This is a genomic window from Dehalobacter sp., from assembly GCA_023667845.1.
In the GTDB taxonomy this organism is placed as follows: Bacteria; Bacillota; Desulfitobacteriia; order Desulfitobacteriales; family Syntrophobotulaceae; genus Dehalobacter.
Genome location: JAMPIU010000095.1, coordinates 11,852 through 27,360, shown reverse-complemented (window position 1 = coordinate 27,360; position 15,509 = coordinate 11,852). Strand labels below are relative to the sequence as shown.

Below are 15,509 nucleotides of genomic sequence, written 5' to 3'. Positions count from 1 at the left end.
GTACCGGTTCTGGCTTTCGACTATTTCTCTTGGTCCTTGACCTCTTTATACCAGGCAGCGTGATGCGCCTTCGCAAATTTTTCCGAGACGTATCCCTTTAACATGCCCGGCAGAGCAGCCCTTGATTCAGGATGAAGCAAAGATAAATAGAGATGTCCCATCAACGCTGCAACCATCATAAACATCGACATATCGTGAACGGGATAAGCTATCCGGACCAACTGATCTGGGAAAACATGAGGGGACCACATGATAAATCCGCTCAAGGTGATGAATACGGAACCCAGGATCGTAATCAAAGAGTTGATCTTTTCTCCGCCGTTAAACTTGCCCTGAGCCGGGTAGTTGCCGTGTCCTCCAAAAAATTCCTTGGGAAAAGCCATGATATGCGCGATATCCGCTTTCGTAAATCGAAAAGCAGAACGCAGCCATTCCCAGTGATATTTTGGATCCTTGATAAAGAACATCGCTACAACGACCACAACAAAAATCACGGCAAAAACCCTGTGAAGGATGCGGGAAACGTCAACTCCCCCAAAAATCATGAGTACCGGCCGGCTGAATTCGGATAGTATGCCCCACCCTGTGAGGAGGAGAACAAAAAAGCTTACAGCATGAACCCAATGGCTCAATCTTTCCCCTTTGGTAAAACGGAGTATTTTGCCGGGAACTTGATTCGAGCCTGATTTTTTTTCATTCATTACATCTCCTCCTCTCTCTTTATCGGATGCTGATCTTGATCAGAATCTTTTTTGTAGTTTCCCTTTAGCGCATTAATCGCCACTCCCACAACGACTGCCGCAGCAGCACCGCCTATTGCAATTTTGCCGATAGGCCGGATAATATCTTTCCATAGATAAAGTGTTAAATCAGTCGATGGATTTTCAGGCAGACCATAGGCAGCAGGCGTATCGAGCAAAATATAGCGGTAGGTTGTACCTGACTGCCCATTCTGACCATAAAGATTAGCGTTGGGGAACTTCTTTTTTACCTCGGCCAACCGTGCTTGGGCAATCCCCAGCATGGTATCGTAATTACCGAATGACAGCGCTCCTGGCTGGCAGATTTTTACGCAGGCAGGCTCAAGACCGTTTTCCACTCTCCCTACGCAACCGGTGCATTTGTTAGCCTTCTCTGTGGTTTTATCAATCTTAGGTACATTAAACGGACAAAACTGGGCACAGTATCCGCATCCAATACATTTATCTTGATCAATGACCACAAACCCGGAATCTGTTTTGGATATGGCACTTGAGGAACACGCTTTCAGGCAGGAGGGATCATCGCAGTGAAAACACTGCGCCTTGCGCATCAGCCAGTGCATGTTATTATTTTCATACTTTTCCTCAAATGTTACATACGTATAGGTGTTTGGTGTAAAATCGGCCATACTCTGATAACTTTTGACAAGAGAGGTTTTTTCAGTCGGAAGATCATTCCATTCCTTGCAGGCTGCTGAACAGGCTTTGCAGCCGGTACATTTGGATCCGTCCACCAAAATCATTTTTTTTGCCATCTCTAAACCCTCCTTATATTGACGAGACAACATTTATATTCGGGTGTTCCTGCTGTCGGGTCAATTACGCCGATTGTCACTTCATTGATGCTCGATCCAGGATTTAAAGATGCAAAACCCCAACTCCAAGGCACACCGATCGTTTCGGTCGGTTGTCCATGTACCTCATACGACTGAATGCGGTCTGTGACAAGACAACGGATCTCAACCTTGCCGCGTGCCGAAGATATTTCAACGCGGTCACCATCTTGTACGCCAATTTTCGCTGCAAGGTTTTTGCTGATTTCAGCAAAAGGTTCCGGCATAAGTTCGTTCAACATCGGAATGTTGCGGGTGATACCGCCGGCACAGAAGTGTTCGCTTACGCCATAAGTCGTCAGCACATAAGGATAATCTTTACGGTTACCAACCTTCTGAACATCGGGCAATGTTTTGGGCATTGCCACAATCGGATTGCTCGACACATTCGGATGGAAGATATTCTCCGCAGGACTTTCCACCGGCTCGTAAAACTCCGGTAGCGGACCATCGTTGCAGATCCCTCCTACATTCACACCGCCGGCCGGTTTGCCGTCTGCTGAAGGCGTTGTTGGTATCCCGCTTGTATATTTGCCTGCAAACAAACGCCCTACTCCTTCCGGATTCATACGGAAAGCCAGCTTTCCTTCCGGAGTGTCAGGCCCTTTCGTCTTGTCGACTACGTCAGCACCGTCATTGCCGGCCCAAACATTTTTGGCCGCGTCCCACCAAATTAATTTGCGTTTGGGATCCACAGGCTGTCCCTGGGCATCACAGGATGCACGATTGTATAAAATACGGATATTTCCCGGCCAAGCAAAGCTCCATTCGCGGAACAATCCGAGTCCGGAGGGATCTTCATTTCCTCGGCGTGCAGCCAAATTGCCTTTCCCGGTAACACCGGCATAAATCCAGCATCCGGTAGATACTGACCCGACCGGTGCTTTGAGATAATCAGCTAACGTCGGCAATAATTCACCGCTCGTTTCATCATAGCCGTTTAATTCCTGCAACACCTTAAGCGCTTTCGGCTCATGGCCGTAATCCCAGCGCGCATCGAGAATCGGTCTGTCTTTGGGATCCGTACTGCCTTCATATAAGTTTTTCACCCGCTTATACAACAGATCGAGCATATCCAAATCCGGCTTGCATTCGCCCAGGGGCTTGAGTGCTGCATCCTTCCACTGAACCCAGCGGCCTGAGTTCGTCAGCGTCCCGTCTTTTTCATAGACAAAGGCAGCCGGGAAAAAGATTACTTCCGTCATAATTTTAGACGGATCAACACCGGGCTCCCGCCAGAACTGGGCAGTCTCGATTTCAAATAAATCGGAGACGACCAACATCTCTAGTTTAGGCAAAGCCTGGCGGACCACTTCGAGGTTCGGTACGGATACCAGTGAATTGGAGCCGATATTCAGCATCATCTGGAATTGGCCTTTATTCACCGCATCCCAAATTCGAACCAAACTTGAATTGACATTGGAATCGTATTTTGGCAGATAATTGAAACAATAGTCGTTTTCCTTAGTCGCTTTATCTCCAAACCAGGCCTTCAATAACGATACAAGATGTTTTTCCCGGTTGGAGCCGTTTCGTACCAGATAATCTTTGAGTGTCTTGTCGGAATGGGAGGGGGCCGGAAGATAACCTGGCAGATTATTATAGAGATTGGCCATATCTGTGGAACCCTGGACATTCGGCTCGCCGCGCAAAGCGTTGATACCGCCTCCCGCTTTGCCGATATTGCCCATCAACAGCTGGATAATGCCATAACACCGGATGCCTTGTACGGCCGTTGTGTGATGGGTCATCCCCAATGCATAAAGGATAGACGCAGGTTTGGCGCTGCAGAAAGCATCGGCAATTTCCTTAATTTTTGATGCAGGTATCCCTGTAATATTCTCAGCAGTTTTCATATCATAACGGGAATAATGCTCTTTTAATTTGCTGAAGACGCTGTCAGGATCAGTAAGGATCAGAGCTTTAACCGGTTTGTTAGATTCGTCTAATTGATAACCCCAACTATCGGTTTTGTATTTTTTCTTTTCGGGGTCAAATCCGGAAAATAGTCCATCCTTGAATTGAAAATCCTTGCTTATTTTGTACAGAGCATTTGTGTAATTAAGGACATAATCGTGATCATAGAGCTCATTTTCCAATATATAATTGATGATTGCCCCCAGATAGGCAATATCTGTACCCGGGCGAATCTGAGCAAATATATCTGCCTGCGAGGCTGTCCGTGTAAAACGAGGATCAACCACAATCACTTTTGCACCGCGCTCCTTGGCCTTATTGATCCACCGCATAGCAACGGGATGGTTTTCGGCACAATTTGAGCCTGCAATTAAGAAGAGTTCAGCATTCATCAGATCCGGCCAGGAATTGGTCATGGCACCACGGCCAAATGAAGGTGACAAACTTGCCACCGTGGGCGCGTGTCATATCCGGGCCTGATGTTCGTTATAGGGCGTGCCTAAAAGCATTGATAGTTTTTTAACTAAGTAGGATTCTTCATTATCGATTTCAGCGGATCCTAGAACAGCAATCCCCTCAGTCCTGTTGACAGCAAGTCTCTCGGTCTTCCCTGTAGCTGCGTTAATGACATCGGCATCAGTCTTCCAGGTTTTCTCCCTGACATCTTTGACTTTTTTGGCTACTTTGTCGATAGCCTCGTCCCAGGATATTTCCTGCCATTCATTTGCCCCCGGAGCACGATACATCGGTTTCGTGATCCGAGCCTCCGAATAGGCAACTTCTCTCAAGCTGGCTGCCTTAGAACAAAGTGCCCCGTTATTGGTTGGATGATCGGGATCCCCGGCTAAATACACCAGCTTTTCATCTTTGATATAGAGAAGCAAGCCGCACCCTCCGGAACAAAAATGGCAAATGCTCGGAATTTTTTTTGTACCTTCAATCTTAAGTGCATATCCCTGAGCCTGAGCGAGGTCGGGATCAAAACCAAGGCCAAGCGCCAGCGAAGCCAAGGAAGCTCCTGATAATTTCAGGAAATTACGTCTTGATAAATCCATTTTTCTCCTCCTTTACTTTTTTTGAACAACAATTTTTGCTTTTTGCAAGTTTTTAAATTTTCTGAATATTCTAACCTGCAATGTCATTAATATTAAACTGACATAGGAAATTAATCAAGTATTGTTAATTACTTAACAGAATTGGGCTTTTTTTGCGAATACTTGTCAAACGTCTTAACATTTTTGATTCATGGCCGTCACTACTAAAAAACAGGGCTGTTGCACAACGATTTAAGTAATTCGTTGTGCAACAGCTCTGTTTTTTGCTCAAAATCAGCCTAATACTGACCATAAAGATAAACAAAGCTGAAAAGATTGACTACATAAAACCAGAGACTAGGATACGCAATGTATTAGCCAGCGTCAAGCGGAGCACGATGCGGAGCGCGGCTGTTTGACGGCCACGGATGGCCTAATGTCGCGATGCCATGGATGGCAAGGAGCGACTCGCCAAGGAGGGCTCAATCTGCCGAAAGCGGCTATACATTGCGTAGCCCAGCCTTAGAAGGTTTCTTTTTAATATCAGCTAAGATCAAAATTAGAACCCATTGTTTCTGGTTTTTCTTCAATCGCGGCATTTACAATCAGCACCTGACCGAAGGCAAGACCGCCGTCCCCGGACGGAAGTTTCTGCGGGTAAAGGATCTCTACCCCGATCTCTCCCGCCAAGAACAGTAGAATCTCGGTCAACAGCTTATTCTGGAAAACACCGCCTGCAATCGGCAGTTTTTTGTTTTCAAGACCAATAAGCATCGCCGTTTCGAGCATCTGACACGCTAAAGAATAGTGAAATCTAAGCGCAGCTTCCCCAGGGTTTTTCTGAAGCAGCACATCGTTGGAGATCTCTTTTAAGAGGCTCCCCACTTTTACGTGAAGAACACCGGGCTGCGGTTCACCTGAAATCTCCAGACAGGCTGGATATAAAGCAGGATATAAGTCCGGACAGAAACTTCCATCTGTCCTGCCGGCCATTACGTTATATTGCTCAATAAGTCTCAAGCGTCCCTCTGTACTTGTCTGACCGGATTTCTCGTATTGATCCCAAAGAGCTGCCAACGCCTTAACCCTCATTGAAGCCTGCTGCGTTATTCTTTGGAATTCGTTCAGGTTTTTCTGAATGTCCTTGTTCCCGCTGTCCTGCAAGCTAGAAGTTTGTACGTTCCCTTCGCTACAATCCTCCAACCACTTCTCGGCTACACTCTCCAATTCGATCGCTGCTTGTCCCTCGTATGTCACTTCTGTACAAACCCCCAGTATACCGCTAACCGCGTCAAATAGGCGTCCGGCGCTGGAAGTGTCAAACAGCTGAAATCCGCTTCGAAGCTGGCCATCCAGGATATTCTTTTCCTGAGAAGATAATTTGGCCCAAAGCGGTTCCGTCCGCTGCCATTCTTCTTGTGTCATAAGTTTCTTCAAGTAAGCATAGGCAATCCTGAGCGGATATTTAGCTCCGGCATCGCCGCCGGGCAAGGGCAGATATTCAAGGTGTGCTTTGCGCTTATAGCCTTCCTGATTTCCGAAAAGATACTCAAAGCCCCAAATCCTGCCGTCCTCGCCATAACCTGTTCCGTCGCAAACCAGGCCGAGCATCGGATCATCTATCCCATGTTCAGCCATCACGCTGACGAGATGGGCATGATGGTGCTGAACGCGAAATTTCGGGCAATCCATCGACCGGGCAATCCGGGTCGTCGAATATTCCGGATGCATATCATAAGCAGTTTTTTGCGGAGCAATGTTTGTTACCTTCTGAAAGGAGTATAACTCCTGTTCAAAACGTTCCAAATTTTCATATCCATGCATATCTCCAATATACTGGCTCATGAAAGCCATCTTTCCGGAAGCAAGGCAGAAAGCATTTTTCATTTCTCCGCCCAGACCGACAATCGGTGTTTTGATCTCCTGTTTCAAAAATAGCGGCAGCGGCACATAGCCCCTGGCCCTACGGATAAAGGTCATTTGATCCCCGATCATCTGCACGACTGAATCATCGCACGGATGATAAATATCCCTGTTGTTTAGAAGAAAATAATCAGCAATCCCGCTTAAACCTGCCAACGCTTCCTGATTGTCGTAAATTAACGGCCGGCCACTCAGGTTTGCACTGGTCATCACCAGATAATCATTGGTCCCCTGAAAGAGCAGATGATGAACCGGCGTATACGGCAGCATGATGCCAAGTGATTGAAGGCCAGGTGCTGTTTCCGGAGAAATCCGGCTATTTTCATTCTTCTTGCGCGGCAGCAGGACAATCGGTGCAGAGGGACCGGCAAGCGTCGATTTTTCGAGCTCCGTCATGGTCACCTCTTGGAGGGCGGTTTCAATATTCCTAACCATGACAGCAAATGGTTTTGCTCCGCGCTCTTTGACCCGGCGCAATCTGCTGACCGCCTCATCATTGCAGGCATCACAGACGAGATGAAAGCCGCCAAGACCTTTGACGGCCAGGATCGCACCTTCCTGCAGCAAGTCAATGCCGATCCCGTTGCCGCTAATTTCATTGCCTGTACGATCCAGTAGTTTAAGTGCAGGCCCACAAACCGCACAAGCAGTCGGCTGGGCATGAAACCGCCTGTCCAGCGCATCCTGATATTCCTGATGGCATTCCGGGCACATCTGAAAACCCGCCATGGTCGTTTTCTTGCGGTCATAAGGCCGATCCTTGATGATTGTATAGCGCGGACCGCAATTGGTACAATTGATAAACGGATAGAGGTAGCGCCGATCCTTACTGTGAAGCATCTCCTGCAAGCAGTCCCTGCATACTGCAACATCCGGAGAGATCAAAACATCCTTGTCTTCGGACTCCCTGCTTTCTGTGATCGTGAACTCCCGGTAATGCTGAACCGGGATCTCTGTTATCTCCAGCGATACAATCACAGCCAAAGCCGGCTGGTCTGTTCTGATTCTGCGAATAAAATCCTCTACCCGTTCCCCTTCAGCCTGAATCTCGACTCCGCCGCTGAAATTGTTTACCCAGCCTTTAATGTCCAGTTCCCGGGCAAGTTTAAAAATAAACGGCCTGAAGCCGACACCCTGAACAATGCCGTTGATCAGAATCCTTACAGCTCTTTTCACGTTTTTACCACTCTTCTGTTTGTAATATCATCCTTATTTTTCATGTGATTAATATGAGAGACATTCTACATGTTCCGGTAATTAATGATAACTTACATCGGGCTTTTCTCTAATGGTTATTTGGGAAGATATCCGGTATCGACCAGATGATTGATCAACTCGTCGGGATTAACATCGGACTTGATAAAACTATTTTCTTTAAGAAATTCAGCCGATTCTTTGAGTTTTTCAATATCCTGGCTGTCAATCGGCATCGTAAAATCAAATTTCGGATATAAAGCAGTTACCGCTTTAAGCTCCATTCCATTGGTGTCAGCCGTCATTCGCAAAGCTTCATCCTGATTTTCCTGTATCCAGTCCAATATCTGCTGATGGATTTCCAGAAAACGCTTTGTTGTTTCAGGGTATTTCTGGATAAACTCTGTTCGCGCGGCAATCACAGCCTGACCGGGGATAAGGCCTTCAGCATTCCGGATCAGGGTGATTTTTTGGGAAGCAATCCCTTTGGTCAGCAGAGGATCGGGGATGACCGCGGCATCCACTTGTTTTTGCAGCAGCGCGTTTAAGGCGTCGGCTGAGGCCATGCTGATCATCTGGACATCATTCGCAGATAACCCTGCCTCAGCTAGCGCTTTGATCAGCATTTCATGCAGCATCGTCCCCTGCTGCAATGCAACCTTTTTCCCCTTCAGATCCGCTACGGATGCAATTCCGCCATTTTTGGCTGCAACCAGGCCAATTCCCTTCGGAAACTTGGAATAGCTCGCCAGAATCTTGATATCGTTGCCGTTTGCATTCGAGATGATAGCCGAAACATAATTCAGTGATGTGGCAAAATCAATCGATTTGGCAGCAAGGGCTTCAGTGGTTGCCGGCCCTTCCAGTTCGTTCCACTTCACCTGGATTCCATCCTTTGCAAACTCTTTTTCAAAAATCTGCTTTTCAAGGGCGACGATCGCCGGGGCATTCAAAGGCTTCGTCGAATACGATATATTAATAATTTTTGGTTTTTCCTGCTGTTTGGCCGTATTCGGCTGACAGCCTGTCACCGAAATCAGCAGCAATAATGATAATAATACAGCGAAAGAAACTTTAAGATACTTCTTCATGAATAACCCTCCTCGTAATCCTCGTAATACTTATCGAAAACATTTGATTCGCTTAGCGAATGGCCTCTAGTATATATTTCCTCATGTTGATAAATTCTAACCCCTCAGGATTTCTTGGATAAGCAAAAGGTACTTCCAAGACCTCTTTGATCGTACCGGGAGACGGCGACATAATCATGATTTTCTGGCTCACGGTCAGTGCTTCTTCGATATCATGGGTGACAAAGATAACGGTTTTTTCGGTTTTATGCCAAAGATCAATGATTTCTTCCTGCATTCTGGTCCTAGTCTGGGCATCAAGGGCCGAAAAAGGCTCATCCATCAAGAATACTTTCGGTTTAAAAGTGAGCGCTCGCGCCAAAGAGACCCTTTGGGCCATTCCTCCGGACAGTTCGTGAGGATACGCTTTGCTAAACTGTGTTAACCCTACCAACTGAAGCGAGCTGGCCACAATTTTCTCAACTTCGTCTTGTTTCTCTACTCCTTGGATACCCAGCGCGGTATTTTTTTCAACGGTCAGCCACGGAAAGAGCCGCGGCTCCTGAAATACGACGGCACGCCCATAACCGGGCCCGTCAATGTTTTCTCCATCAATCAGCACTTCTCCGCTGCTCGGCGGTTCCAATCCGGCAATAATCCGGAGCAGCGTAGTTTTGCCGCACCCGCTGGCTCCGACAATACTGACAAATTCTGATTGGTTGCACCGGAAATTGACTTCTTTCAGGGCTTCAATACTTCCCCAGTCGCTGTGGAAAACCTTACCGACATCATGGACTTCGACTAAAACCTTATTCATTTGCGCTCACCTGCTTGATACATCTTTTTCCACGGCATTAGCTTATTTTCAATTTTTCTGAGGAAAAGGTCGATAAGCATCCCGGCAGTTCCGATGGTGACTATCGCAACAAAAATTTTATCGTATTGGGCTAATTGTCTGCCTTCAATGATCAAATAGCCTATTCCCGAAGATGCTCCCAGCATTTCCGCTCCGACCAGCGCCCGCCAGCAATTGCTTAACCCAAGCCTCAGGCCCACAAAAATCGACATGGCTGCCGAAGGGATATACACCTTTTTAATCATTTCCCATGGAGAAAGCATATAGGCATGGCCAACTTCGATCAGCTTCGGATCAACACTGGTAACGCCCTGCACCGTATTCAAGAAAACCGGAAAAAATGAGGCATACACAATGATGGCTACTTTGGAAGCTTCATCAATCCCGAGCAAAAGCATAAAAATCGGGATCCAAGCGATTGGCGGAATCTGCTGCAAAAAATGCAGCGTAGGATTCACCCAATGTCTGAATCCTCTGGCTTTGCCTACCAGAATACCCATCGGAACTGCAAAAACAACCGTCAAAAAGAACCCGTACACCAATCTCCGTAAACTTGCCAGCAGATGTTCTTCCCAAATCCCGGTTGTAAGCATATGCAGAAATGTTTTTAATATCTCACTTGGCGAAGGCAAGATGTAGGTATTGATCAGACCGCTGCGTGCCGCTAATTCCCAAACTACAATCACAGCTAATGGGAAAACTGCCCCTCTGAGTATATTCACAAGCTTTATCCGATTATGTGGATTTCCATGCCGGTCAAACCTTTTTTTCGTTTTTTCTTGATTGATTTGCATCAAGCGGTGTACCTACCCTTAGCTCGAATTAAAGCTGCACTGTTTCCTTGGAAATTAATACTACAACATTCGGAAAGAAAAAGAAAGAGCCTAAGCATTCTACGCATTAGGCTCTTTCTTGACGGTGCGTTTTCTAGGGCAGTTGCATCCTCGCACGAAATAATTTTGTGCAAGGATGCAATAATTTGAAGAAATCAGCAAAAATATTGAGAAATCCGGTTGTGATAGCAAGATTACGACTTGCAGAGATATTCATTAAACTTTCCACGCTGCGTATAATGTGTGTGCAGCAGTTCATGCGATTTATGGCCATTGGGTTCTTTCAGAAACTCGGCATACAGTTTCATGACATCTTCATTCTCATGAGATTTCCTAAGCTGCTTGCCTTCATCTTCCTTATAAATAGCCTGGAGACGTTTCTGACGAATCTCCGGTGTGGTCGGTCTGGGCTGGCCGCCGCCGCTGATGCAGCCGCCGGGACATCCCATCACTTCGATAAAGTGATAGGGGGATTCACCTTTGGCAATTTGGTCCAGAAGGATCTTCGCTCCTGCCAGACCACTGGTTACAGCAACTTTGACCGTAACTCCGTCGAGGAACTTATAAGCTTCAACAGGATTCTCGATGATCACATCTGCTGTCTTAATCTGTTCCAGGCCAACGATCGGAGTAACATGGAGCTTATCAAACGGCAGTTCCCGTCCCGTAACCACTTCGTAAACCGTACGCAGGGCAGCTTCCATAACACCGCCGGTAACGCCGAAGATATCGGCAGCACCGGAGGAAAGACCCAGCGGATTGTCAAATTTGCTGTCTTCGAGGTTTACAAAATCAATGCCGGCTTCCTTAATCATCTTGGCAAGTTCTCTGGTCGTCAGTACGGCATCGACATTCGGTACGCCATTGTTCTGCATTTCCGGTCTGGAAATTTCGAACTTCTTGGCCGTACAGGGCATGATCGATACAACATACATGTCCTTCGGATCCACTTCGATCTTGTCGGCATAATAGGACTTCGCCAGCGCCCCAAGCATGGTATGCGGGGATTTGCAGGTCGAGAGATGGTCAAGTTCTTCCGGATAGGCATGCTCAACATATTTGATCCAGCCCGGGCTGCAGCTTGTAATCATCGGCAGGGTAGCCTGGCCGCCGGTCAGCGCATTTTTCACCCTGGTCAAGAATTCGGTGCCTTCTTCCATAATGGTCAGGTCAGCCGTAAAGTTGGTGTCGAACACATCGTCGAAGCCGAGTTCTCTCAAAGCAGAAGCGAGTTTGCCGGTAACGAGTGTCCCGGGTTCCAGCCCGAACTCTTCGCCGATTGCAGCCCTAATCGCAGGGGCAACCTGAACAACAACGCGTTTATTGGGATCATTGATCGCCTGCCAGACATCCTGAATCGCATCGGTTTCCTTCAGCGCGCCTACAGGACAAACCACCGTACACTGTCCGCAGTAAGCACAGTTTACGGAATTAATCGGCAGATCCATAGCCGGACCGACAACCGTCTTAAATCCGCGGTTTTGTGCATTCAGAATACCAACCTGCTGAATTTCGTTGCAGACAGTGATACATCTGCGGCAAAGAATGCATTTGGACATATCCCGGGTAATAGAAGGGGATTTGTCGATGCAGCCGGCTGAACGTTTTCCTTCGAAACGGGCTTCACTGACGCCGAGCATATTACCCATTTCCTGCAGCTCGCAGCTTTGATTGCGTTCGCAGTTCAGACAGTCTTTCGGATGGTCGGACAGAATCAGTTCATAAAGGACTTTCCGGGCCTTACGGACTTTTTCGGTGTTGGTTTTGACAACCATTCCTTCTCTGACCGTAACCATGCAGGAAGGCTGAAGGCTCTTGGCGCCTTCGACTTCAACAACGCACAGTCTGCAGGAACCAAACTTATGAACGCCTTCCAAATAGCACAAGTTAGGAATATGAATATTGTTCTGTTTCGCGGCTTCCAGGATAGTCGCGCCCTCCAAAGCGGAAACACTTTTGTTATTAATTCTTAAATTTACCATGCCTTTACCCTACCTCCTGTCACAGCGTAAACAGCGCATAGATTCTGCAATTGCATTGAGCTTGTGGTACCCTTGAGCCACCTCGCAGAAGCAGTCTTTTCTCTTTTCAGGGTCAAGAACTTCCATTGGGAATCTGGCATGCTCAACGAGTTCGTCCTGATCTGCCGGCGCAGGAATTTCGATCTTTTCGCCTTTATTCAGTACGCCTTTGCCACCCAGGTAGAGGTCAATGGAAGATGCAGCTTTCTTACCGTCTGCAATTGCCGTGATTGCGACATCGGAACCTCTGGCAACGTCACCGCCGGCAAATACGCCATCCATCGTGGTCATCAAGGTGTCTTTATCCGTAATAAAAGTTCCCCACTCTGTTAATTCAACATCATCCATTCCGACAAACGGCAGATCCGAAGACTGGCTGACCGCCGGGATGACCATATCGACCTTCAGGGTGAAAGTGGATCCTTCTTCAATTTTTGGTTTTCTTCTGCCGGCAGAATCAAAGCCGCTCACCTTCATTCTGACGCATTCAATTGCTTCGATTTTGTCTTTGCCAATAAAACGGGTCGGGGCAACCAGCGGAATAATCTCAATGCCTTCTTCAATCATATCGCAGATTTCTCTGGCATCAGCAGGCATATCTTGGATAGTTCTTCTATACAAAACATTGACTTTCTTAGCGCCTAACCTTAAAGCCGTTCTAGCTGCATCAATCGCAGTATTGCCGCCGCCGATAATCGCCACGGTTTCACCGATCTTCACATCCTGTCCGAGGTTCACATTGCGCAGGAAATTCAAGCCGTGAACAACCCCTTCGAGGTCTTCGCCCGGGATATTGATCTTGTTGGACAGCTGGGTTCCTGTTGCAATATAAATGGAATGATGTTTTTTGCGCAGCCCGGCGAAGCTGACGTCATTGCCTACTTCGGTATTCAGATGGATCTTGACGCCGACTTGCTCAATCAGTTTGATTTCATGCTTGAGCACGTCTTTGGGCAGCCTGTATTCCGGAATACCAAATGCAAGTAGGCCTCCGGCCACAGGTGCTGCTTCATAAACATCGACCTCATAGCCAAGTCTTGCCAGGTAATAGCCGCAAGTCAAGCCTGAAGGACCTGCGCCAATAATGCCGACGCTCTTGCCGTTTTTCGGAAAGACAATGTCTTTCGTGGATTCTTCCTCATGCTTGAACGCATAATCCGCCACGAACCGTTTCAGATCGGAAATCGAGATCGCTTCGTCCAGCTGCGCCCTGCGGCATTTGCTTTCGCACGGGTGCGTGCAAATTCTTCCGCAAATAGCCGGAAACGGATTTTCCTGTCTGATAAGGTTGTAAGCATCGATATATCTTCCTGCCGAGATCAAGCCCATATATCCGGGTACATTGACGCTTGCCGGGCAGGCATTCTCACACGGCGAAAGGAATAAATCCGAACATACGCCGGCGCGGCAGTATTTGTTCTTGATATGCTCTTCGTATTCGTCACGGAAATACCGGATGGTGCTTAAGACCGGATTGGGAGCCGTCTGACCCAAACCGCACATTGCGGTTTCTTTGATCTGAGCGCCGAGCTCTTCGAGAAGTTCGATATCGCCTTCCTGGCCTTCTCCCTTGGTAATGCGTTCCAGGATCTCGAGCATTCTTTTGGTTCCCACACGGCAAGGAACGCATTTTCCGCAGGACTCATCCTGGATGAAATCCATGAAGTACCTGGCGGTATCGACCATACAGGTATCCTCATTCATGACGACCAGTCCGCCGGATCCCATAATGGCACCGATTTTGCTGATATTTTCATAATCCATCGGCGTATTCAGATATTCCTTTGTTATACAGCCGCCGGAAGGGCCTCCGGCCTGGGCAGCCTTGAAGTTTTTACCTCCGGGAATGCCCCCACCAATATTGAACAAAATATTGCCAAGGCTCATGCCCATCGGGACTTCGACGATACCGGTATTGACGATATCTCCGGCCAGTGCGAAGACCTTGGTGCCTTTGCTCTTTTCAGTGCCAAACTGCGAATACCAGTGCGAACCCTTCAGAATGATCGGAGGAATGCATGCTAAGGTTTCTACGTTGTTGATAATGGTCGGTTTGCCAAACAAGCCGCGTTCGAACGGGAACGGTGGTTTTTGTTTGGGTTCCCCGCGTTTGCCTTCGATCGAAGCCATCAAAGATGTTTCTTCACCGCAGACAAAAGCGCCTGCGCCAATCCGGATTTCCAGGTTAAACTCAAAATCCGAACCAAACAGTTTCGCTCCGAGCAGGCCGCACTCGCGGGCTTCTTCAATCGCGGCACCCAGACGTTCAACGGCAATCGGATACTCCGCGCGGATATAGACATAGCCCATGCTTGCACCAATCGCATAACCACCGAGCATCATCCCTTCAATGACACTGTGCGGGTCACCTTCGATGACGCTTCTGTCCATGAACGCACCAGGGTCTCCTTCGTCAGCATTGCAGACCATGAATTTCTGATCGCTCGTTGATTTCATTCCAGCTTCCCATTTGATGCCTGTAGGGAACCCTGCACCGCCGCGGCCTCTGATGCCGGACTTTTTAACTTCATCGACAACATCCTGCTGCTTCATGCCACCCACAGCTTTGGCAATCGCATAATAGCCGTCTTTGGCAATATAAGCGTCAATGGAAGCGTATTCGATCTGACCGCAGTTTCTGAGCGCAATTTTGACCTGGTCTTTGAAAAAATCAATATCCTTAATATTGGGAACGTGTTTGCCAAGCGTCTGATCGTAAAATGTATACTTTTCCAGCACCGTACCGTTGATAATGTGAGATTTTACGATCTCGGCCATTTTTTCGGGATTAACATCCGTATAAAAAGTTTCATCAGGTAGAATAAGAAGGACAGGACCGACCGCACAAGTCCCCATACAGCCTGTTTCACTAACTGCAACCTTGTCCTGAAGCTCGTATTCTTCCAGATATTTCACAAGCGCAGCGGATACTTCACCGCAGTTGGAGGATACACAACCTGCGCCTCCGCATACAAGGATTTGATAATTATACTTTGACAGTTTTTCACTGTATTCCTTTTTAATTTGATCCAAATCAGCAACACTATTGACTTTCATGCGCTTTATT

General features: G+C 47.5%; 9 protein-coding genes. All 9 read right to left on the bottom strand.

The features are described 5' to 3' along the window. Nucleotides 1–20 precede the first annotated feature (20 nt). Complete coding sequence (locus tag NC238_06815) at nucleotides 21–701, bottom strand: formate dehydrogenase subunit gamma (GenBank protein ID MCM1565650.1); 681 nt, start codon at nucleotides 699–701, stop codon at nucleotides 21–23. Next, nucleotides 701–1,516, bottom strand: a complete 816-nt coding sequence (locus tag NC238_06810; GenBank protein ID MCM1565649.1) for a 4Fe-4S dicluster domain-containing protein — start codon at nucleotides 1,514–1,516, stop codon at nucleotides 701–703. The genes NC238_06815 and NC238_06810 overlap by 1 nt, the downstream gene beginning before the upstream one ends. Nucleotides 1,517–1,518: 2 nt before the next feature. After that, nucleotides 1,519–4,566, bottom strand: a complete 3,048-nt coding sequence (gene fdnG / locus NC238_06805) for a formate dehydrogenase-N subunit alpha (GenBank protein MCM1565648.1) — start codon at nucleotides 4,564–4,566, stop codon at nucleotides 1,519–1,521. A gap of 522 nt (nucleotides 4,567–5,088) precedes the next feature. After that, nucleotides 5,089–7,644, bottom strand: a complete 2,556-nt coding sequence (hypF, locus tag NC238_06800) for a carbamoyltransferase HypF (protein ID MCM1565647.1) — start codon at nucleotides 7,642–7,644, stop codon at nucleotides 5,089–5,091. A 116-nt stretch (nucleotides 7,645–7,760) separates the two neighbouring features. Beyond that, entirely contained in the window at nucleotides 7,761–8,753 is a 993-nt protein-coding gene (locus NC238_06795) for an NrtA/SsuA/CpmA family ABC transporter substrate-binding protein (GenBank protein ID MCM1565646.1), read from the bottom strand. 52 nt (nucleotides 8,754–8,805) lie between these two features. After that, nucleotides 8,806–9,549, bottom strand: a complete 744-nt coding sequence (locus NC238_06790; protein MCM1565645.1) for an ABC transporter ATP-binding protein — start codon at nucleotides 9,547–9,549, stop codon at nucleotides 8,806–8,808. After that, nucleotides 9,546–10,382: an ABC transporter permease gene (locus NC238_06785; protein MCM1565644.1), complete on the bottom strand. Its 837-nt coding sequence runs from the start codon at nucleotides 10,380–10,382 to the stop codon at nucleotides 9,546–9,548. Before NC238_06785 ends, NC238_06790 begins: the two co-directional genes overlap by 4 nt. 233 nt (nucleotides 10,383–10,615) lie before the next feature. Beyond that, nucleotides 10,616–12,403 carry an NADH-dependent [FeFe] hydrogenase, group A6 gene (locus NC238_06780; protein ID MCM1565643.1) on the bottom strand — a complete coding sequence of 596 codons (1,788 nt, stop codon included), beginning with the start codon at nucleotides 12,401–12,403 and terminating at the stop codon, nucleotides 10,616–10,618. Nucleotides 12,404–12,412: 9 nt separating this feature from the next. Next, a complete protein-coding gene (gene nuoF, locus NC238_06775) occupies nucleotides 12,413–15,499 on the bottom strand; it encodes an NADH-quinone oxidoreductase subunit NuoF (GenBank protein ID MCM1565642.1) in 3,087 nt (1,028 codons plus the stop codon). Nucleotides 15,500–15,509 lie beyond the last annotated feature (10 nt).

Bases quoted from the DNA above. Each gene is read 5' to 3' on its own strand.
- NC238_06815 (MCM1565650.1), bottom strand. From the start codon at position 701: ATGAATGAAAAAAAATCAGGCTCGAATCAAGTTCCCGGCAAAATACTC.
- NC238_06810 (MCM1565649.1), bottom strand. From the start codon at position 1,516: ATGGCAAAAAAAATGATTTTGGTGGACGGATCCAAATGTACCGGCTGC.
- NC238_06795 (MCM1565646.1), bottom strand. From the start codon at position 8,753: ATGAAGAAGTATCTTAAAGTTTCTTTCGCTGTATTATTATCATTATTG.
- NC238_06790 (MCM1565645.1), bottom strand. From the start codon at position 9,549: ATGAATAAGGTTTTAGTCGAAGTCCATGATGTCGGTAAGGTTTTCCAC.
- NC238_06785 (MCM1565644.1), bottom strand. From the start codon at position 10,382: ATGCAAATCAATCAAGAAAAAACGAAAAAAAGGTTTGACCGGCATGGA.
- NC238_06780 (MCM1565643.1), bottom strand. From the start codon at position 12,403: ATGGTAAATTTAAGAATTAATAACAAAAGTGTTTCCGCTTTGGAGGGC.
- nuoF (MCM1565642.1), bottom strand. From the start codon at position 15,499: ATGAAAGTCAATAGTGTTGCTGATTTGGATCAAATTAAAAAGGAATAC.